The 20,231-nt window shown below is 56.4% G+C and carries 15 protein-coding genes; 7 read left to right on the forward strand and 8 right to left on the reverse strand.

Features of this window, described 5'->3' with window-relative positions:
• Positions 1 to 29 precede the first annotated feature (29 nt).
• Both HZS81_RS10990 and hemP read right to left on the reverse strand, forming a co-directional pair.
• Positions 30 to 2,006, reverse strand: coding sequence for a TonB-dependent receptor domain-containing protein (locus HZS81_RS10990; protein WP_179930610.1), 1,977 nt, complete (start codon positions 2,004 to 2,006; stop codon positions 30 to 32).
• A gap of 138 nt (positions 2,007 to 2,144) precedes the next feature.
• On the reverse strand, positions 2,145 to 2,315 hold the full coding sequence (hemP, locus tag HZS81_RS10995; protein ID WP_179930611.1) for a hemin uptake protein HemP: 171 nt from the start codon (positions 2,313 to 2,315) through the stop codon (positions 2,145 to 2,147).
• Positions 2,316 to 2,530: 215 nt separating this feature from the next.
• Between hemP and HZS81_RS11000 the strand changes: the two genes are divergently transcribed.
• Positions 2,531 to 4,666: a PhoX family protein gene (locus HZS81_RS11000; protein ID WP_179930612.1), complete on the forward strand. Its 2,136-nt coding sequence runs from the start codon at positions 2,531 to 2,533 to the stop codon at positions 4,664 to 4,666.
• Positions 4,667 to 4,774: 108 nt separating this feature from the next.
• Here HZS81_RS11000 and HZS81_RS11005 read toward each other — a convergent pair whose 3' ends face one another.
• Positions 4,775 to 5,110, reverse strand: coding sequence for a hypothetical protein (locus tag HZS81_RS11005; protein WP_179930613.1), 336 nt, complete (start codon positions 5,108 to 5,110; stop codon positions 4,775 to 4,777).
• 186 nt (positions 5,111 to 5,296) lie between these two features.
• On the opposite strand from HZS81_RS11005, the gene HZS81_RS11010 reads away from it, so the two are divergent.
• The 4 genes from HZS81_RS11010 to HZS81_RS11025 all read left to right on the forward strand — a co-directional run bounded on the left by HZS81_RS11010 (position 5,297) and on the right by HZS81_RS11025 (position 9,105).
• The gene (locus HZS81_RS11010) at positions 5,297 to 6,190 is read left to right on the forward strand and encodes a LysR substrate-binding domain-containing protein (protein ID WP_179930614.1); all 894 of its coding nucleotides are present in this window, start codon (positions 5,297 to 5,299) and stop codon (positions 6,188 to 6,190) included.
• A 290-nt stretch (positions 6,191 to 6,480) separates the two neighbouring features.
• Positions 6,481 to 7,050 carry a cytochrome b gene (locus HZS81_RS11015; protein WP_179930615.1) on the forward strand — a complete coding sequence of 190 codons (570 nt, stop codon included), beginning with the start codon at positions 6,481 to 6,483 and terminating at the stop codon, positions 7,048 to 7,050.
• 29 nt (positions 7,051 to 7,079) lie between these two features.
• A complete protein-coding gene (locus HZS81_RS11020) occupies positions 7,080 to 7,664 on the forward strand; it encodes a YceI family protein (RefSeq protein ID WP_179930722.1) in 585 nt (194 codons plus the stop codon).
• Between the two features lie 148 nt (positions 7,665 to 7,812).
• On the forward strand, positions 7,813 to 9,105 hold the full coding sequence (locus tag HZS81_RS11025) for an MATE family efflux transporter (protein WP_179930723.1): 1,293 nt from the start codon (positions 7,813 to 7,815) through the stop codon (positions 9,103 to 9,105).
• Here the strand turns inward: HZS81_RS11025 and HZS81_RS11030 are convergent.
• The 3 genes from HZS81_RS11030 to HZS81_RS11040 form a co-directional block, all read right to left on the reverse strand.
• Entirely contained in the window at positions 9,102 to 10,586 is a 1,485-nt protein-coding gene (locus HZS81_RS11030) for an NCS2 family permease (protein WP_179930616.1), read from the reverse strand. The two genes, HZS81_RS11025 and HZS81_RS11030, sit on opposite strands and share 4 nt — an antisense overlap.
• 223 nt (positions 10,587 to 10,809) lie before the next feature.
• Positions 10,810 to 12,000, reverse strand: coding sequence for an amino acid aminotransferase (locus tag HZS81_RS11035; protein ID WP_179930617.1), 1,191 nt, complete (start codon positions 11,998 to 12,000; stop codon positions 10,810 to 10,812).
• Positions 12,001 to 12,339: a 4a-hydroxytetrahydrobiopterin dehydratase gene (locus HZS81_RS11040; protein WP_179930618.1), complete on the reverse strand. Its 339-nt coding sequence runs from the start codon at positions 12,337 to 12,339 to the stop codon at positions 12,001 to 12,003.
• 337 nt (positions 12,340 to 12,676) lie between these two features.
• Between HZS81_RS11040 and HZS81_RS11045 the strand changes: the two genes are divergently transcribed.
• A complete protein-coding gene (locus HZS81_RS11045) occupies positions 12,677 to 13,792 on the forward strand; it encodes a coiled-coil domain-containing protein (RefSeq protein ID WP_179930619.1) in 1,116 nt (371 codons plus the stop codon).
• Between the two features lie 148 nt (positions 13,793 to 13,940).
• On the forward strand, positions 13,941 to 15,809 hold the full coding sequence (locus HZS81_RS11050; RefSeq protein WP_179930620.1) for an SLC13 family permease: 1,869 nt from the start codon (positions 13,941 to 13,943) through the stop codon (positions 15,807 to 15,809).
• 74 nt (positions 15,810 to 15,883) lie between these two features.
• Here HZS81_RS11050 and HZS81_RS11055 read toward each other — a convergent pair whose 3' ends face one another.
• The gene (locus HZS81_RS11055) at positions 15,884 to 18,376 is read right to left on the reverse strand and encodes an acyl-CoA dehydrogenase (protein WP_179930621.1); all 2,493 of its coding nucleotides are present in this window, start codon (positions 18,374 to 18,376) and stop codon (positions 15,884 to 15,886) included.
• A 176-nt stretch (positions 18,377 to 18,552) separates the two neighbouring features.
• Positions 18,553 to 20,226 carry a choline dehydrogenase gene (gene betA / locus HZS81_RS11060; RefSeq protein WP_179930622.1) on the reverse strand — a complete coding sequence of 558 codons (1,674 nt, stop codon included), beginning with the start codon at positions 20,224 to 20,226 and terminating at the stop codon, positions 18,553 to 18,555.
• Between the last annotated feature and the right edge of the window lie 5 nt (positions 20,227 to 20,231).

Consider the following 20,231-nt stretch of genomic DNA (forward strand, 5'->3'; position numbering starts at 1 on the left):
CGTACCTCGATAGGGTTCACTGCATGGATTTACCACTGCCAGTTAAGGGTGGCGAACAGGCTGCGTCCATCGCCCAGGCTGCCGTCGGGGCGGTACCACACCTTGTCGCCAATATTGGCGAGACGCAGCGAGGTATCAACGGCCGGAGTGATTTGCCAGGCGAGATGCAGATCGTGAAGCCCGTAGCCGGGCAGGCGTTCGTCATCGCCTTGTTTGTCAAACGCGCGGGCAAAGCGGGCCTGCCAACCTAAGCGGACATCGCCACCGTGAAGCGCAATGTCACTCCCCAACGTGGCTTCCAGCGGCGTTTGGCTGCCCAGCGGTTCGCCGGTGTCGCGGTCTTTGCCAGACACTTCGGAAATACCCACAAAGCTGGTCAGCATTGGGAAGGCGCTGGGCTGCCAAGTTACGCGAGCGTCATAGCCCCACAGCTGGGCGCGCTGTACGTTCACCGCTTGGGTGGTGCCCGCCATAATGTCGACTTGGGTGTCGATAAAGTCGTCCGCGCGAGTATCGAAGTAGCTGGCGCGCAGCTGCCAGTCGCCTTGGTGCCACACCACGCCGCTCTCCCAGGTGTGGCTGGATTCAGGCGAGAGATTGGGGTTGGGAATCCAGTAGTTATCTGGTGTACAGAAGAAGGGCCCGGCACAGAAGCCGGCAAAGTGGCGCTCGTTGGCGTAAAGCTCGGAAAGGCTGGGCGCGCGGAAGGCTTCAGCGTAGCCGGAGAACAGCATTAAAGCATCATCTGGCCGCCAGGCGAGACGAAACCGCGGTGACACTTGGTCGTGGACGCTATCGGCATCGTTTTGGCCGCTGGCGTCGTAACGGTCGTAGCGGGCTCCCAAACCAACATCAAACTGCCCGGCGCCGCCGTCGGCTAGATAGCGTCCAGCGGTAAGGGTGGTGTCGAGATAAGCTGACTGGGTGTCGATATCGGCGTCGGGGAAGCCATTGGCGTCGCCATCCGGCCGTTGGCGGGCCTGCTCCAGTTCGGCACCGAACACCAGCGTTTGCGAGAGCCAACCATGATCCATGGCGTGGTAGCCGTCGCTCTGTAGCCCGACCCGCTCTAGGGTGCGGTTGGCCTGGGGCTCGTCGATAGCCTGCTGGCTAAAGGTAAGCCGAGAGGTGATTTCGGTTACCCCGCTGGGCTGCCAGCGGTGGCCGAACTGGACGTTGTTGCTTTCCACATCGCGGTCACGCAGCGGATTGCTGGCATCGGTTGAAAGTTGCTGTGGGTTAGCGGGCTGGGTGGCGCTTTCGTCGTAATGCTGCCAGCTCATAAATACCCGCTGGTCGTCGCTTGGCTCCCAACCGCCTTTTAGCAGCAGGCTATTGAGGGCGGCATCCTCTTCGGCTTCATCGCCTCCGGCCCGGCGAATATCGCCGGATTCACTGCGGCCCACGGAAAACAGTCCATCGACTTGGCCGTTGGCGGTGTCGCGGCGGCCAAAGGCGGTCAGGCTGCCGCGCAGCTCGTCGCTGGCCGTGGCGCCTCCCACTGACAAGCGCACGCCACTGTCTTCGCCTGGGGCAAGCAGATCATCGGCATCCACACTGGTGAAGCTGACCACACCGCCCATGGCATTGCTGCCATATAGGCTGGAGAGCGCGCCACGGGCGATCTGTACCTCTTGAATCAACGCCGGGTCGAGGAAGAAGTTGCCGATATGGCCGGTGGAGATATCCTGACGAACGCCATCCAAACGTACCAGCACCCCTTTGCTGCCAAAGCCGCGCATACTCAAAGTTTGGCCATTTCGGCGCCCTTGGCCAGCCACATGCAGGCCGGGTTGTCGGCTAAGCACGTCTTCGACCCGGCTGGCGGTGGCCAGCACGGCGTCATCGCGATCAATAATATCGATAATCAGCGGTGCCCGTGAAAGGTCCGTAGGCGCTCGGGTGCCGGTGACCGTCACTGGGTTAAGCTCGGCGTCGTCTGCTTGAGCGGCTAACAACGGGAGAAGCGTTAACAAGAGGCCACTAAAGGCGCGTGTGTGTTTCATAAGCCAGAGAGCTCCAACAGAGTGAAGTGAAAGAGATTGCTTGCTGGGTGCGATGGGCTACCTGGCTGGCTTAAGCTTGATAAATTTTTAAGTGAATTAGGGAGCTATTAGATTTGAAGAGCTTGGATGTTAAGGGCGTTAGGCGTTTAGGATTAACTTGCCGCTCTTAGTACGTCGCAGAACATAGCGGCGCTGTTCATGGTGGATAACCAACTGTCCCGCGTTGCCGAGTAAATCGCTGCTTTCCACCTCCCGGAGCGCCGAGGAAGACGTGTCCCCCTGGCTAGTGCCCTTATCGGGTGACTGCATGAGAGAATAACTCCTATGTTAATGATAACTATTAGCGTTAATTTAGCAGAGTTATAGGGTTCCCTCAATAGGGCTTGGAGAGTAAAAGCGTCTAGCAAACATCACGGATGTTCTTCATCTAAATGCAGACACTCCGTCATTGTGCTGTCATTTAGCGTCGTTAGTGTCTCTTGAGGGTTAACCGTTGGCCTGCAAACGATAAGGGGGAGACACAAATGAGCAAAGAAATCGAAGATCATCGTCTGTTTAACCACAGCGGCAATCCGCCTTTCGCCGAGGTATTGGCGCGGCATGTATCCCGGCGCGATGTCATGCGTGGGGGATTGGGCATGGCAGCCGCCTCGATGCTTAGCTTTGGCGGGGCTGCTCAGGCGCTTGCTTCAAGCGGGGCGCAAAAAACGCCACTGACGTTGGCGTTTGAGGCGGTGAATGGGTCGCTTACCGATGCCGTCGTGGTGCCGGAAGGTTATGTGGCTCAAGTCTTGGTGCCGTGGGGCACGCCGCTGAACCAAAATGTTACCTGGCAGCCCGAGCAGCCGATGACCGCTGAGCGTCAGGCGGAGAGTGTGGGCATGCACCATGACGGCATGGCCGGTTTTGCCCTGGATACCGACAACGCCTCGCGCCGTTTTGTGCTGGCGCTCAACAATGAGTATATCGACCAAGCAGCGCTATGGGCGCCCCAAGGCGGCCCCACTAACGCGGATGAGGGCCAGCGGCCAGCAGCTGAGTCGCGCACTGAGATCAACGCTCATGGTGTCACCCTTGTTGAGGTCGAAAAGAATGCCAGCGGCCAATGGGCGCATGTGCCGGGTTCGCGTTATAACCGTCGCCTCACCAGTGCGACGGTAATGGAACTTTCCGGGCCAGTGGCGGGCAGCGACTACGTAAAAACGCGCTTTTCGCCTGAGGGTACCCAAACCCGTGGTACCAACAATAACTGTGGTAACGGGGTAACGCCCTGGGGCACCTATATTGCCTGTGAAGAGAACTGGCCCAATGTGTTCGTTAATCATGGCGAACGCTTCCAGGACGACGCGCGGATTGGTATTCCCACCGCTAAAAGCCGCTATGGTTGGGATACTTCGGCGGGAGACGCCTCTGAACAGAATGACGAATTTGCTCGCTTCGACATTACCCCACGCGGCGAGCGTGCTGAAGATGATTATCGCAACGAAGCACGCACGTTCGGCTATCAGGTGGAAGTTGATCCATATAGCGATGCACTCGCGGTTAAGCGCACAGCACTTGGCCGTTTCCGCCATGAAGGCTGCTGGCTAGGCAAGCTGGAAGCGGGCCAGCCGGTGGTGTTCTATTCAGGTCACGATGCTCGTAACGAATACGTATATAAATACGTGTCTGACGCTGCCTGGGATCCCGCCGATGCTAACCGCCCCGGTGAGAAGTACGACCGCCTTGCCATTGGCAATAAATATATGGATAACGGCACTCTTTATGTGGCCCGCTTTCACGCCGACGGCAGCGGTGAGTGGTTGCCATTGACGCCAAGCGCTCAAACACGTGGTGGCCGCACGCTGGCAGCGGCACTGGGCCTGGCCGACGACGATAGAGCGGGTATTATCATCAACACCTGCGATGCAGCGGATTTAATGGGCGCCACGCCAATGGACCGCCCTGAGTGGGCATCCGTTGACCCCGCCTCAGGCGAGGTATATCTCACACTCACCAATAATTCCCAGCGCATCGAAGAAGGTGCATCGCCAACCTATACCAACGGTGGCGATAGCCTTGAGCAGACGGGCGTGGGTTACGATTTGGCACCGACTAATGCGGCTAATCCGCGCGCTAATAACGAGCAAGGGCATATTATTCGCTGGCGCGAAAGCCGGTTGCCCAATGCCTTTACTTGGGAGGTGTTTGTGTTTGGCGCGGCCGCTGACGATGCCGATAATCACTCGGGCCTGACAGAAATGAATCAGTTCGCCAGCCCCGATGGGCTCTGGTTCGACGAGCGAGAGGACGGTCAGGGTATCCTCTGGATCCAAACCGATAACGGTTATGATGGAGTAACCGAGTACACCAACGACCAACTGCTTGCCGTGGTACCTAACGGGCTAGACGATATTCAAGGCACCGGCCCGGTGATTAACAGCAGCAACCAGCAGCAGCTGAAGCGCTTTGCGGTAGGGCCGAACGGCTGCGAAGTGACAGGTATTTTTGCCACGCCGGATAAAACCGCGCTGTTTATTAACATTCAGCACCCCGGTAACTGGCCCGCGGATGGTAGCGAGCTAGTGCAAGATGCCACCGTTGCTGCCAGCGGCCAAGTACGCCCTCGGGCGTCAACCGTTGTTATTCAGAAACGCGACGGCGGGCCGGTAGGGGTGTAAAACCAGGCGATAAGCACAAAGCCTAATAACTATATTAGGTGCTTAAAACGCTATTAAAGGCTTCATTAAAAGCTTCGAACCTCTCATAGGTTCGAAGCTTTTTTGATTCTAGGCCTGCTGAACTTGCCGCTTTTTCTGCCGGGCTTCTAACGCGTGAATGGCATCGACCTTCAATGGGAGCTGGTTGGCCCAGAGAATATCTTCACGACAATGGCCAATATCCAACAGTACGTGGTCATCGTAGGCCAGTAGCGGCAGTATATGGCGGCGGAAAAGCCAACGCCGCCGGTAACGCCACCAGCCCATATCGAGCGCACGAATTAGCCGCATCGACGGCATGGCAGGCATGTAAAAATGCAATTGTGGCGGCTTGGGCGGCGGCGCCAATTGGCTCGCTTTTTTCCATGCATGATGGGCATGTTGGGTCGGGTTTTCACACTTCATCGCGCACCTCCATATTCACCTCCTGCCGTTCAGTAACCGGCGCCCAGGCACCGGTTAGGCAGGTGTGATCTGTGATTAACAAATGGGAGGGTCGCGACCTCTAGGTATCAGCTTGGTGCTTCGCCTTGGATCAATCAAACGAAAAGATCTACACTGAGTGTTAAGTTTTTCTGAAAGGTGGGCGTGATGAATCAACTATCGACCATAGCTCCCAGCCGGGCTGCCTTACCGCTACTGGATAGCGAGGTGCTGCGCACCTTTGTAACAATCGCGGAGAGCGGCAGCTTCACCCGCGCCGCCCAGCAGCTATTTCGGACCCCTTCCGCGCTGAGCATGCAGATCAAACGCCTGGAAGAAACGCTCGGGCAAACGCTGTTTGTGCGCGAGGCGCGCTATGTGCGCCTGACTTCCGAGGGTGAAGTACTTCTGGGCTACGGACGGCGGTTGCTTAAGCTCAATGCCGAAGCCGTCACCCAGTTTTTAGCCCCCACCATAGAAGGGCGCGTGGGACTAGGGATCACGGACGACGTCGTAGGGCGTATCCTGCCTACGGTGCTCGCCCAGTTTGCCCGCTCGCATCCAGCGGTGCAGGTCGATGTGGTGGTGGGGCGCAGCAAAGATTTGCTCGCCCAGTTGGATGATGGGGAGCTGGATCTGGCGCTGGTGATGAGCGTAGAGCCTGGTCAGGCGACACGCGGCGACATCGTTCATAGCGAACCGTTAGTGTGGGCCGGTCGTGAGGATGGCGTTGCGGCCCAGCGTATTCCGTTGCCGGTGACCTTGGCTCAACAGGGATGCGCGTGGCGTAGAATTACCCTGAACGCCCTTGATCATGCAGGTATTGATTACCGGATCGCCTACTCCTGCGACCACTGCGCCGGGCAGGAAGCGGCTATGCTGGCCGACCTGGCCGTGACGGCCTTCCCGAAAAGCTTGATCCGACCGCCGCTCAAACGTCTCCACAACGAGTCACTGCCGCCACTAGGGGATTATCAAGTGGCGCTGGTGAAGCGTGCAGGCAGCAGCGATGCCAGCGAGGTATTGGCCGAACGCGTGGTAGAGGCGTTTCGGGAAGGTTAATACCATACTCGCATATAAAAGCGTATTAAAAGCGTCGAACCTCTCCCAGGTTCGACGCTTTTTGTTGGGGTGCGTCAGAGAAAGTGGTTCAACGGTAAGAGTCTGATCTCGCGACTCAATACGGTAAGATGGATTAGACGTTCTTCATGAACCGCCGTGATAAGGAACCATTGGTCTGACGCTTTTTGCGAATACGGTTTTTACGAATGGTGTGTTCTGCTTTTTTCAGCAGTTTTTGGCGGCAGTGGCGAGTACCATGAAAGTCAGTTAATACAGAAAGGAACAGCACCATGTGGCGCAATACACACAGCGGATGGGGCATTATCAGTATCGCATTGCACTGGATGAGTGCCGTTGCCATTATTGGACTTTTTATTCTTGGCTGGTGGATGACGGGGCTAGGTTATTACGACCCTTGGTACAACCAAGCGCCGTGGATTCACCGCTCGATTGGTGTTTTACTGCTTTTGTTCACTCTCTTGCGTCTTGTATGGCGCCTCTTTCAACCCACGCCCCATGCCGAGGGTGGTCGCCTAGAAGCGCTTGCCGCGCATGCTGGCCACATTGTCCTGTACGTGTTGCTTTTAAGCGTGATGGTGAGTGGTTATTTGATTTCCACAGCAAAAGGCAGCGGTATTAGTGTCTTTGGCTGGTTTGAAGTGCCCGCGTTGGTTCACGACCTACCCAATCAAGCGAGCCTTGCAGGGAGTGTCCACTGGTACAGTGCACTTGCGCTGATTGTGCTCGCCGCCGGCCATGCGCTGGCCGCCCTTAAGCACCATTTTATCGACCACCACAAAACTTTTGTGCGTATGCTAACCCCTAAATATAGCCATCACGTTGACGAGTCATCGCAGTGATGCGTTATTTCACCCGAAGGAGATAGATGATGTTAAAGAAAACTGCCGTTGCAACCGCCATCGCTGCCGCAAGCTTAGTGCCGTTAAGCCAAGCACAAGCGGATACTTACGTCATTGATACAGAAGGCCAGCATGCCTTCGTTCAATTTAAAATTAGCCATTTGGGTTTTTCCCGTCTGCTAGGTAGCTTTGAAGATTTCTCCGGCGAGTTTTATTACGACCCAGAGAACTTGCAAGACTCTTCCCTTGAGATGGAAGTGCAGGTGGATAGCCTCAACTCTAACCATGCCGAGCGCGACCGCCATATTTTGAGCGACGACTTCTTAAACGCAGGTGAATACCCAACGGCATCGTTTACCTCGACGGGGTTTGATCCAACCGGCGATAATGAAGGCGTGGTCACCGGTGATTTAACCTTGCATGGCGAAACCCAAGAAATTGAAATGCCGGTAGAGCTGATAGGGGAAGGCGAAGATCCTTGGGGTAACTATCGCGCCGGTTTTGAAGGCAGCACCATGCTGACGCTCTCGGACTTTGGCATCGATATGAGTGCCTTCCCGGAAGCCATGCACGAGCTTGAGCTCTACGTGACATTTGAAGGCGTTCGCCAGTAAGCGGTAGACTTGTTAGACAGCGCCACCTTCCTTTTATAGGTTGGTGGCGTTTTTGCGTTTTACACAGATGGCGTGGGAGTTGGATTAGGTGGTCGATATCGAGAAACCCGATGGGTTAGGTAAAACGCTTTGGCAGCAAACGTGGCCAATGGCAATTGGGGTGTTGTCGCTGCTGGGCTTTCAGCTGGTCGACAGTGCGTTTATAGCCCGTCTAGGGACGGCGCCACTTGCCGCTCAGTCGTTTACCTTTCCGCTCTCCTTTTTCATCATCGGCATTCAGGTAGGGTTAGGGATCGCTATTGCGGCGCTTATTTCCCGAGCATTAGGGGCGGGGGAGAACGCGCGGGCGAAACGCCTAGGCACCCTGGTCCTGATGGCCGGTGGTGGGGTTATTGGGCTCTTAGCCGTCATTCTATGGTGGCTGCAAGCACCCATCTTTACGCTATTGGGGGCGGATCAAACCGCGCTTGAACATATTCGCCCTTACTGGGCGCCGCAGTTGGTCGCGGCTTGGCTCGGGGCGTTGTTGTATTTTGTTTACAGTCTCTTTCGCGCCCATGGGGATACCAAACTGCCGGGCAAAATGATGGTGCTGAGTAGCTTGGTTAATCTGGCACTCGACCCGTTGTTTATCTTTGGTGTCGGCCCGTGGGAGGGCTTAGGGCTACCGGGGGCCGCTCTAGCGACGATTCTCGCGTTTGCGACTGGCTTAGTGGTTACTTGCCGTCAGCTTGCAAGGCAGAACTGGTTGGCCTTTAACGGGGTGAAAGCGGAAGCGCTGCTTTCCTACAAGCCATTTGCCGGGATTGCCGGGCCTGCCATGATGAGCCAGCTGATGCCACCGTTGGCGGCAATGCTCGCCATTTCTATCGTGGCGCCGCTAGGAGAAACCTATGTCGCGGCGTGGGGCCTGGCCAGCCGCTTGGAAACGCTATCGCTGATGGTGATTTTGGCCATGACGATGTCACTGCCGCCCTGGCTAGGGCGCTGCTACGGCGCAGGAGATTGGTCACAGATTCACCGGCTGTTGCGTTTGGCGTTGAAAGTCGCAGTGGTTTGGCAGTTGAGCCTCGGTGTGTTGATGGCATTGGGAGCATCCTGGGTGGCCCTGGCGCTGGCCGGCCAACCGGAGGTGCAGAAGGCGCTGGCGCTTTTGATTCGCTTTTTGCTGCCAAGCTACGCCGCTCTCGGCGTGTGTATGTTAATCGTATCAGCGGGAAATGCGCTGGGATGGCCATTACGGGCGATGTTGCTTTCCGCCGCGCGGCTTTTTATCTGTTATCTGCCCTGTTTATGGCTGGGCGCGCAGCTTGGCGGATGGATGGGGCTTGCGTTAGGCGCGGCCATCGGCAACGTAATGGCGGGGTTGACCTCGTGGCACGTGCTTAAACGGATTCTCTCCCGCCCACATCGGCAGGCGGGCGTCGCAAAGCCGGTTTAGTGCCCCTCATTTCGCTGTTGAAAGGCAAAGTAAGCAAAAAGCACTGCCATGGCTAAGTAGCCTACGACAAAATCCGGCGCGGCGTTTAGGGCGAGTTTGGGCGCGTGCATCAACCCTAGCCAAGAGAACCCTGCGGCAATCAGCGCAAACGCGGCGGCGCGACGGAACTGGTGGTCGATGACAGAAACGGTCATCGCACCGAGAAAAATCGCCATAAACATCGCTCCCTGACCCATGATCACAATGGCATTCGAGATATCGCTGACCACCTCTTCGGCACCCCGGTTGAAGCGTGTCATTACGTAGTTAGCGAAATAGGGCAGCATCGCCAACGCCACCGCCGGGTAGTAGCGGGTATCGTTGGTTTGAAACGCCGTGGCGATCATCGAAATACCGACAAAAACCAGAATCGGCGCGACCACGGAAACGGGAATGATCGCCGCCAGTGCCGCAATTAGGCCAAACATGGTCGCAATGGCATACACAGCACCGTTTAAAAGACTATAGCCGCGACCGGCGCCCATCCACTTAGCCCCAACGGTGGCGATATACACCGTGGTAGGGAAAACACCACCAAATAGCGCGCCGATCATGGTGCCGACACCATCTACGGCTTGGCACTCGCGCACATCGTATTTGTCGCCAGCGGCTTCCATTGCCTCGACGTTGTTCATGGTTTCAATCGCGTTATACAGCGTGATCGGCAGCACCACGGTGAGCACCGCCAGCATGCTAGTGAAGAGTAGTCCTAAGCCTTCAAACCAAGCAAGGTTAGGCAGTAGCGGATAGAAACCAAGATGGCTGAAAGCATCGCTGAAGCGGGCGCCGTCGGCATCGCCGATGAGGTAGGCCATTAGGGTGCCAACCACGATGGCAAACAGCGATGTGGGCAGGCGAAACGGCATGCTCACACGGGCAATCAAGCCGACGATGATAATCGCGAGCACCACCAGCCCGATGATCGGCATTTCCAGGGTTTTAAACAGCATTTCCCCGGCGATGAAGGTGAGCGCCACCCCGGCGACAGCGCCGAGCATGGCAGCGCGCGGTAAGTGATACTGCACCCAACGGCCGATAATACTTATCGCCGCTTCGATAGCGCCGCTAATAAAACACGCGGCAACAGCGATTTTCCAAGCAAGCGCCGCATCGCCGGTCAGCTGTTTAGCGGGTAGAAGCACCCCGAAGAGAAAGACAAACATGACTGGTGTGGAAATACCGTAAGAGAGCGCGGTAACGTCGGTGCGCTGTTCTTTGCGAGCTAGGCGGGCTGCGCTCCAGGCGTAATAGAAGTTGCCGACCATCACGGCAACGGCAGCGCCGGGCAATACTTGGCCGTACACGATGGAAGCGGGAAAACCCATGCCGAGCATGGTAATGGCGATGATGACGAAGTTGGCGATGTTGTTCTGAAACAGCGCAAAGAACGCATCGGTGTCTTCTTTTTTGTACCAAGGGTAGTGGGTGCTGGCAGCCGCCATGATAAGCCTCTTGATTTTGGTGTGTTGTATACAAGGCAATGCTGAGTGTGCCGAAGTGTTGACTAATCGGTCAAGTGTTGCATTGTGCTAATACGAATATAGGGGGCCGCACGGACACTCCGGCTACGGCAGCGAGCGCGTAATTGTACACAAGAAAATGCAGTCCTAGGCACAAAAACGCCCAGGCAAGCCTGGGCGTTTATAGTGCGGTAATGGTGGGTCGCTAGTCGTTTACAGCGGCGATAGCTTTGGCCAGGTAGGGCAAGTTCTCGTGGGAGAAGCCCGCGACGTTGGCGCGACCCGAGCGCACCATGTAGATGCCAAACTCATCGCGCAGACGATCCACCTGTTCCGGTGTTAAACCGGTGTAGGAGAACATGCCGCGCTGCTCGGCGACACAAGCATACTTATCGTCCAGCCCATAAGGTTTTAGCGCTTCAACGAAATCACGACGCAGGGTGTTGATACGGTCGCGCATTTCGGTGAGCTCTTCACGCCACATGGCGGTCAGCTCGTCATCATGGAGAATGTCGCTGACGATAGCGCCACCGTGAGCTGGCGGGTTGGAGTAGTTTTCCCGCGCGACAATGGCAATCTGCGAGCGAATGTTTTCCATCTGCTCGCTATTTTTCGCCACCATGATCAAGCAGCCTGTACGCTCGCAGTAAATGCCGAAGTTTTTCGAGCAGGAGCTGGTGATGATCACTTCATCCAGTTCTTCGGCCATCAAGCGCACGCCGTAAGCATCTTCATCCAAGCCTTCGCCAAAGCCTTGGTAGGCGAAATCAATCAGTGGCAGCAAGCGGCGCTCGCGCACGACCTCAAGCACGGTTTGCCACTGTTCTTTGGAGAGATCAAAGCCGGTGGGGTTATGGCAGCAGGCATGCAGAACGACCACATCGCCTTCCGGGATTTGTTTAAGTGCCGCCAGCATGCCATCAAAATCAAGCCGGTTTTCGGCATCAACATAAGGGTATTTGTGCAGCGCAATACCGGCGGCGGTGAAAATGCCGTGGTGGTTTGGCCACGTTGGGTCAGATACCCAAATTCCCTTATCCGGCAGCTGTGTAGAAATAAAGTCTGCAGCTAAGCGCAGCGCGCCCGTACCGCCGGGTGACTGTGTCGCGCTGGCACGATTGGCGTTAAGTATGGGAGAGTTTTCCCCCAGCACCATCGGTAGCACGACTTCGCCATAGGCGGGGGCACCGTGGGAGCCAATATAGGTTTTGGTGGTTTCATTCTTGAGCAGGCGAGCTTCGGCTTCCTTTACGGCACGCATTACCGGTGTGTTGCCCTCGGCATCACGGTAAACGCCGACACCTAGGTCTACCTTCTGTGGGTTGGTGTCTTTCTTGAAAGCTTCGATCAGCCCGAGAATGGCATCTCCAGGGACTCGCTCAATATGCTCAAACATTTATTCGGCTACCTCATCAGTTCTGGCGGCTAGAATGAAGTCATTTTGGTGCAGGCCGCCAATTTCATGGGACCACCATGTCACCGTGGTTTTTCCATACTCGGTGGTGATCATGGGATGGTGACCGGCCTGCTCGGCGATATCGCCAACGCGCTGGGTAAATGCCAGAGCGCCGGCAAAGTCATCAAAATGATAGCTTCGCGTAAGCTTCATCATGCCATCGCCATCGCTAATCTTCCACTGTGGAAGCGCGTTAACCGCGTCTTGCGCTTCTTTTTCGGACATTGGCGTGGCATTACCGCTGCAAGGTTCACATGGCTGTTTTGCTAGGTTTGTCATGTTGTGTCTCCTTCGGTTGGCTATTGCCTGGGGTTTTCACCCCTCAGAGTAGGAGGCTAATGCCGAGATGCCAAATAGAGGTAACCATTCGGCAGCGTGAGCCTGGAAGGCGCTGGCCAGTCAAGCGGTTTTCTGGGCAAAAACCATCCACCCCTTTTGCAGTGCGTCAACTGATCATTAGGCAACGAAACGTAAGGCGTTTTAACGCTTTGCGGCAAAGTGCGACTGGCTAGAAACGTATGTCTGTGTATGCTGTACAAGGTGAGCTATTTAAATCGTCATGCATACACCCGTTCGCTGCCGCTCGCGGTAGCGCTAGCCAAAGAGGGACGCACCAATGACAGAAGCCAACAAACCCACCACCAAAACACTACTCGCAGATAACCGCGTCAGAGCGATTGCTGGCATTGCGGCCATTGCCGTGATCTGGGCGATTGTCGCGCAATCCAACGCGGGGTCACGGCTTGACCGTGTTGAAGTGCTGGAAGAGGAACTTGCGGAAGTCGAAAGCGAGCGCCAAGCGCTGAACTCAGAGCTAACAGACGTTCAGCAAGCGGAGATGGACCTGGCATCGTTGCAACAGGAAATGCAAGCGATAGAAGAAGAGAAGACTGAAGCGCAGTCGACGCTAGAGTCGACACGTGGCGATATTACGAGTGCTGAAGAAGAGCTGGCCGCGTTGTCGTCTGAGCGCGAAACCCGCCAAGAAGAGCTAGACACGCTCAACCAGCAAATAGAAGAGACGCAAAGCCGCCTTGATGAGCTGCGTGAGACGTACTCGCAAGTAGAAGCCGAGAAGGAAGAAGCTGAGGCCGCACGCGACGCCGCCGAACAGACGCGTCAAGAGGCGGAAGAAGCGCGCCAGCAAGCGATTGAAGCTCGTGACCAAGCCGAGCAGGTGCGTGCTGAAACAGTAGCAGCACGCGAGCAGGCCGAGACAGACCTCGAAGCGCTGAACGCAGACATTGAAGAGGCTAATACACAGCTTACGTCTCTCAACGAAGAAGTAAGCGCTCTGCAACAAGAGCGTGACGCACTAGTCGAAGAACGCGATGCGCTTGCCGCCGAGCGTGATGAGCTGCAAGAGGAAGTCGAGTCACTGCAAGCGTTGCACGAAGAGGAGCAGCAAAGCCTTGCGGATACGCGCAGTGAGTTGGATGACCTAATGGTCGCGCTCGATATCGGCCGCGAAGAGCAAGCAAGCATCAACACGAAGATTGACGAGCGTGAGACTCAGCTTGAGCGGTTAAACGCTCAGCTGGAAGATTGGCGTGAAGAGCTAGCTGCTTTAGAAGATCGCGTGGATGCTAAAGATGGCACCAATAGCGGCGAAAGCAGCCAGAGCAACGAAAGCAGCCAAGGCAGTGGAAGCAGTCAAGGCAGTGAAAGCAACGAAACCAATGAAGGCACCGAAAGCGACGAGAACGATGAAAGCAGCGAGAAGACCAATTAAGACGCCGCTTGGCACATGATTCATTGCTGATAAAAGCGCTACACTCGCCGCATTGATGCACAGGCGAGCGCAACGGGCACCTGTGAAAACAGGTGCCCGTTTTGTTTAGTGCTTGTCTGTCGCTTTTATCCACCCACAAGAGGTCACTATGAAACTTGATGCTTTAGGGATGGCGCAGAGTACGCTGGTGTTTGTCGTGTTGGGGCTTACGCTTCTTGCGTTTATGTGGGGACGCTTTCGCTATGACTTAGTCGCACTTGCCGCACTGCTGGGCTCGGTAATGCTCGGGTTAGTACCGGCTGAAGCGGCGTTTAACGGCTTTGGGCATCCGGCGGTGATCACCGTTGTGGCGGTTCTCGTGTTAAGCCGTGGCTTTGAGCGTGCGGGCGTCGTGGACCTTATCGCCGATCAGGTGTTGAAAGTGGGGGAGCGGTTGCTGCTTCAGCTGACGGTGCTGGTAGGCACTGTCGTGGTGCTTTCAGGGGTGATGAATAACGTTGGCGCATTGGCCTTGCTTCTGCCCGTGGCGATGCGGCTCTCGCGTGAACACAATACCTCGCCATCGCTGTTATTAATGCCGCTTGCATTTGGCTCGCTGCTGGGTGGTTTGACCACGCTGATTGGCACTCCCCCCAATATTATTATTTCCAGCTACCGCGGCGATGTAGTGGGGGAAAATTTCAGCATGTTTAGTTTTTTTCCGGTAGGCGCGAGCGTGGCGCTTGCCGGGCTTTTATTTATTGTGCTGGTAGGCTGGCGCTTAACCCCGCATCGAGCAGGGCAGGCAACCGCCGAAGACATGTTTGATACCGCTAATTATCTCGTGGAGCTCCGTGTCGACGAAGAGGCCAAAGCGAAAGGTTTGACCCTACAGCAGCTACAAGACGAGTTGGATGAGACAATTCCCGTTTTGGCCGTGGTGCGCGATGACAAGCGCAGCGCGGGTTATGCGTTCTACGATGCTCTGCAGGAAGGAGATATTTTGCTGCTCGAAGCTGGCCCCGACGAACTTAAAGTCTTGGAAGATAAAGTCGGTTTGAGCGTGGTAGTGACGCCCGAAGAGGATGACGACAGCAGCACGATAGAAAAACAACCGGAACATAAAAAAGACGGAAACAATAAAGACGATGACGACTCCCCAGCGCGTCAAGTCGATACAGAGGGGCTTCAGCTGGTAGAAGCCGTTGTGCGCACTGACTCGATGATGGTCAATCGCAGCGTCCGTCAGCTGCGTTTACATCACCAGTTTGGGCTGCATCTGGTCGCAGTAGCGCGGGATGGGGCGCGGCTAAAGCAGCGCCTGCGCGATATTCGCTTTCAAGGAGGCGATGTACTGTTATTCCAGGGTGGTGAAAACGAAATCAGTGAAAGCCTGGCCACACTCGGGTGCCTACCGCTTGCCAAACGTGAACTCAACCTCGGGCAGCCGCGTAAACTATTCTTCTCGATGGCGATTTTTGCCTTAGCCATTATCGCCATGTTGCTGGATATATTGCCCACCGCGGTGGCGCTGAGCACAGCCGCATTGGTGTCATTGCTGGTGGGGGTTTTGCCCCTGCGTGAGGCGTATCAGGCGATTGATGGGCCCGTAATCGTGCTGTTAGGGACGATGATTCCGGTGGGGCAGGCGCTGGAAACCAGCGGTGGTGCGGCGCTGATCGCCGATACGCTGCTGCACTTTGGCAGCAAGTGGCCCATCGTGATGACGCTAACGGGGCTTTTTATCCTCTCGATGGTGCTCTCCAACGTGGTGAACAATGCCGCCGCTGCCGTCCTTATGGCGCCGATTGCCGCGAGCTTAGCCGAAGGCTTTGATGCCTCTTTAGACCCTTTTTTGATGGTGGTGGCGGTGAGCGCGTCGTGTGCGTTTTTGACACCAATTGGCCACCAATCAAACACATTGGTGTTGGGCCCTGGCGGCTACCGTTTTGGTGATTTCTGGAAACTGGGGTTGCCGCTGTCCATGGTAGTGATGGTGGTCGCGATTCCCATGATTTTGTGGGTGTGGCCACTTTAACTGCGAAGCAAAAAAAGCCGACCTCGAAGGGCCGGCTCGTTGTGCGCCAACGCAAATTGTCTTTTACATAAACTTTATTTGACGTTGGCTTCTGCCGCGGCAGCCGGAATCGTCGTGCTAGGCTCCGGGTTGTGGTTGATCAGCGTCGATTTATCGCTCGCAAATGCGTCGTAGGCAAAGTCGTCAACGGTGAGCATTTCCAATACTTGTGCTTCAAACTCGCGCATGAACGTCGCGTCTTCTTCGCTAATCAGGCCTTTTTCCAGCCCGGCCTCGACACGTTGCTCGGGGTGAAGCGCTGTCTGCGGCAACTCGCCCTTGGCATAGGCTTTGTTGAGCGTACGGTAGAGCGTTTCGGCGCGGTCATAATCGAGCAGCAGCGCGTTGTAGCGGGCCAGTGGATTGCGTTCATCGCCGTCGTCTTTGTCCCAGGTGTTACTTAATAATTTGGTGCGCAGCGCCGAGTGGGTGGAGACGCGCTTGGCAATATCGCGCGCCAAGTCATCTTGTGGCCGATTCCAGCGGCGACCAGTCGGCATCACGATCACTTTCAACGTTTTGCCCAGCACTCGGTTGGGGAAGTTATCGAAAATCTCCACAAACGCCTGCTCGGCGCGCTGGAGCAAAAAGCGGCAGCTGTAGTGCAGAAGCGCCTCTTCGCCTTCTACCTTGTCACCGGCTTGCCACTGCTTGAGTACCATGGACGCTAGGTAAAGGTTCGAAAGCACATCGCCCAAGCGTGCGGAGAGCATTTCGCGTTTTTTTAGAGCCGAGCCGAGGCTTGCCATGGCGGCGTCGGCGCACAAACCAAAGCCAGCCGAAAGACGGGCGATGTCTTGCGCATAGGCGGTTGCAGGGCCGTCGAATGGCACGCTGGGTTTGCCAATGCCGAAACCTAAGGTAAAGGCGCGCGCGGCATTGCCGAAAATCAGCCCGGTGTGGCCGAAGAACGCTTTATCAAAGCCTTTGATGTCGTTGGCGTCTTTCGCGGCGAGCTCGTCTAGTACGTACGGGTGGCAGCGAATCGCGCCCTGACCGAAGATCATCAGGTTACGCGTCATAATGTTTGCGCCTTCCACGGTGATCGCCACCGGGTTGGCGCTGTAGCCAATACCTAAGTAGTTACGCGGGCCAAGGGTTACCGCCTTGCCGCCGTGTACGTCCATCGCATCGGCCAGAATATCGCGCTGGAATTCGGTCAGCTGACTTTTCAGAATCGCCGAGGGGACGGCGGGCTTCTCGCCGTGGTCGATCAGATTGGCGGTTTGATACACCGTTGCCTGCGAGATGTAGCCGAGTGATGCCATGCGCGCCAGCGGTTCCTGTACGCCTTCCATTTCCGCCACGGGAACGTTGAACTGGCGGCGCACGCGGGTGAATCCACCGCTCCAGCCCAGTGCATAGCGGGCGGTACCGGTGGCGCCCGAGGGTAGGGTGATGCAGCGGCCGATAGACAGGCACTCGACCAGCATTCGCCAGCCTTCGCCGATCATCTTCTCACCACCGATGATGGTCTCTAGCGGCACGAATACGTCGTTACCTTTAATCGGGCCGTTCATAAACGGGCTGCCAATCGGGTGGTGGCGGCGGCCAATTTCCATGCCATCGGTATCGCGGGGAATCAGCGCCAGGGTAATGCCGCGATCTTCTTCGTCGCCCAATAGCTTTTCGGGGTCAAACAGGCGGAAGGCTAGGCCGACAACGGTGGCAATCGGGGCGAGCGTAATCCAGCGCTTTTCAAAGTTCAGCCGCACGCCGATCACGTCTTTTCCGTCGATCGTCTGCTTACACACAATACCGGTATCCGGCAGCGACGTGGCGTCCGAACCGGCGCGAGGGCCAGTCAAACCAAAACAAGGGATTTCGCGACCATCGGCCAGCCGCGGCAGGTAATGATCTTTTTGCGTTTGCGTGCCGTATTTGAGCAAAAGCTCGCCTGGGCCGAGCGAGTTAGGCACACCCACCGTTACCATCAAGGTTTCGTTGGCCGAGATCTTTTGCAGCACCATGGATTGCGCTTTGGCAGAGAAGCCTAACCCGCCGTACTCCTTCGGAATAATCATGCCGAAGAAGCCTTCTTTTTTCAGGTAGTCCCAAAGCTTTTGCGGCAAATCGGCACGCTCTTGGGCAATGTCCCAGGCGTTGCACATGCCGGCAGCCTTGGCACACTGATTATCGAGGAAGGCTTGCTCATCGTCACGCAGGCCGTCGTCTTTAAAGTCGAGCAGCTTGTTCCATTGGGGTTTGCCGGAGAATAGCTCGCCGTCCCACGAGACAGTACCCGCTTCCAGCGCGGTGCGCTCGGTGTCGGAGACTTTGGGCGCGACTTTTTTGAACATCGTAAAAAGGCGCGGAGTGAGCCACTGGCGGCGCAGGGCGGGTAAACCGGCAATGGCGATAGCGGCAGCGCCGAGTAAGAGTAGTACGCCGATAGTTGTGGCATCGACGACCAGCCCGATAACGCCAAGCACGGCAAGTACCGCAAGCGCGGGTGTTGCCCCGGCCTCGCGGCGCATCACCACGAGCAGGCCAACAACGGCGAGCACAATCAGTAGTAGGGTGAGCATAGAATCACTCCAAGTGTGTGGGTATAGCGGTATAGGTAGTACACGTATTTAAACAGATGTTTGAATACTGGCAGACCTGCGCCATTCAGTGCAAGTGTTTCGGCATTTTTAACGGGCATAAAAAAACGCCGCAGCATTGGCCGCGACGTTTTAGAGTTGAGCCGTGGAGGCTTGGTTCAGTGTCGTTTGGCGGGGACGCCATCAGCGACATAATAATCGACGTTAGCGCGGGGAAGCGGTTCGCGGCCACGAATGCGGTCAGCGATTTTTTCCGCCAGCATAATCGTCGGTGCATTAAGGTTGCCGGTGGGAATGAGGGGAAAGAGCGAGGCATCGACGACTCGCAGCCCTTCAATACCGTGCACTCGGCCCTCACCATCGGTGACGGCCATGTTGTCCTCACCCATTCGGCAGCTGCCGCAGGGGTGATAGGCCGTTTCAGCGTGCTGCTTAACAAAGCTGTCTAGTTCTTCATCGCTTTGCACATCCGGGCCAGGCGCGATCTCGCGGCCGCGGTATGGCTCAAACGCCGGTTGGGCGATGATCTCGCGGGTAATGCGAATGGCATCACGAAACTCTTGCCAATCTTTCTCTTTGGACATGTAGTTAAAGAGAATGCTGGGCGCCGCGTGAGGGTCGTTCGAGGTCAGCTGAATACGCCCGCGACTTTCTGAACGCATAGAGCCAACGTGGGCCTGGAACCCGTGAGCCTGCACCGCACTCTTGCCGTTGTAGCTGATGGCAATGGGCAGAAAGTGATACTGCAGATTCGGCCACGCTTCTTCATCGTGGCTGCGGATAAACCCGCAGGATTCAAACTGGTTGCTTGCGCCGATGCCGGTGCCTTTAAACAGCCATTCCGCGCCGATTTTCGGCTGGTTGTACCATTTCAGCGCCGGGTAGAGCGAAATTGGTTCTTTGCACTCATACTGGATGTACATTTCCAGGTGGTCCTGAAGGTTTTCACCCACGCCGGGCAGCTCGTGCACAACGGGAATATCCAGCGATTTGAGCAGTTCGCGGTTGCCGATGCCCGAGCGCTGCAGAATCTGCGGTGAGGCAATAGCGCCACCGCACAGCAGTACTTCATTCCGGGCACGAGCTTTTTGAACTTGGCCCTTGCGCTCATAGCGCACGCCGGCAGCGCGGTTGCCGTCAAACTCGATCACATCGGTAACCGCGTGGGTTTCGATGGTGAGGTTGTCGCGCTGCTTGGCGGTATCCAGATAACCACGGGCGGTAGAGGCGCGGCGCCCGTTGCGCGTGACGAAACGGTCCATGGGGCCAAAGCCTTCTTGCTGGTAGCCGTTGACGTCCTCAGTTTCCGGGTAGCCCGCCTGCTTACCGGCCTCGATAAAGGTGTGGTAAAGCGGATTGTTGTCTGCCTTTGGTGTAGTCACGCTTACCGGGCCGTCACCGCCGTGATAATCGTTCGGGCCGATATCGCGGCTTTCGCACTTTTTGAAGTAGGGCAGGCAGCTCAAGTAATCCCAGTCTTCAAGGCCGGGCTGGCTCGCCCAGTTGTCGTAATCCAGGGCGTTGCCGCGGATATAGCACATGCCATTAATCAGCGAGGAGCCGCCCAGGCCTTTGCCACGGCCACACTCCATGCGGCGACCGTCCATAAACGGTTCCGGGTCGGTTTCAAATGCCCAGTTGTAGCGCTTGCCTTGTAGTGGGTAGGCAAGAGCGGCGGGCATTTGAGTGCGGAAATCAAAGCGATAATCCGGGCCACCGGCTTCCAGCAGCAATACGCTAACGTTGCTGTCTTCGGTGAGGCGCGTGGCCAGCACGTTACCCGCTGAGCCCGCGCCAATAATGATGTAATCAAATTCGCGTGTTTGCGACATAAAAA

It is taken from the genome of Vreelandella salicampi (genome assembly GCF_013415105.1).
GTDB classification, from domain to species: Bacteria; Pseudomonadota; Gammaproteobacteria; order Pseudomonadales; family Halomonadaceae; genus Vreelandella; species Vreelandella salicampi.

Coding starts and splice junctions, on each gene's coding strand:
- HZS81_RS11040 (WP_179930618.1), bottom strand. CDS start 12,339: ATGACAAACCTAGCAAAACAGCCATGTGAACCTTGCAGCGGTAATGCC.
- HZS81_RS10990 (WP_179930610.1), bottom strand. CDS start 2,006: ATGAAACACACACGCGCCTTTAGTGGCCTCTTGTTAACGCTTCTCCCG.
- betA (WP_179930622.1), bottom strand. CDS start 20,226: ATGTCGCAAACACGCGAATTTGATTACATCATTATTGGCGCGGGCTCA.
- HZS81_RS11020 (WP_179930722.1), top strand. CDS start 7,080: ATGTTAAAGAAAACTGCCGTTGCAACCGCCATCGCTGCCGCAAGCTTA.
- HZS81_RS11015 (WP_179930615.1), top strand. CDS start 6,481: ATGTGGCGCAATACACACAGCGGATGGGGCATTATCAGTATCGCATTG.
- HZS81_RS11050 (WP_179930620.1), top strand. CDS start 13,941: ATGAAACTTGATGCTTTAGGGATGGCGCAGAGTACGCTGGTGTTTGTC.
- HZS81_RS11025 (WP_179930723.1), top strand. CDS start 7,813: ATGGCAATTGGGGTGTTGTCGCTGCTGGGCTTTCAGCTGGTCGACAGT.
- hemP (WP_179930611.1), bottom strand. CDS start 2,315: ATGCAGTCACCCGATAAGGGCACTAGCCAGGGGGACACGTCTTCCTCG.
- HZS81_RS11035 (WP_179930617.1), bottom strand. CDS start 12,000: ATGTTTGAGCATATTGAGCGAGTCCCTGGAGATGCCATTCTCGGGCTG.
- HZS81_RS11045 (WP_179930619.1), top strand. CDS start 12,677: ATGACAGAAGCCAACAAACCCACCACCAAAACACTACTCGCAGATAAC.
- HZS81_RS11055 (WP_179930621.1), bottom strand. CDS start 18,376: ATGCTCACCCTACTACTGATTGTGCTCGCCGTTGTTGGCCTGCTCGTG.
- HZS81_RS11005 (WP_179930613.1), bottom strand. CDS start 5,110: ATGAAGTGTGAAAACCCGACCCAACATGCCCATCATGCATGGAAAAAA.
- HZS81_RS11000 (WP_179930612.1), top strand. CDS start 2,531: ATGAGCAAAGAAATCGAAGATCATCGTCTGTTTAACCACAGCGGCAAT.
- HZS81_RS11030 (WP_179930616.1), bottom strand. CDS start 10,586: ATGGCGGCTGCCAGCACCCACTACCCTTGGTACAAAAAAGAAGACACC.
- HZS81_RS11010 (WP_179930614.1), top strand. CDS start 5,297: ATGAATCAACTATCGACCATAGCTCCCAGCCGGGCTGCCTTACCGCTA.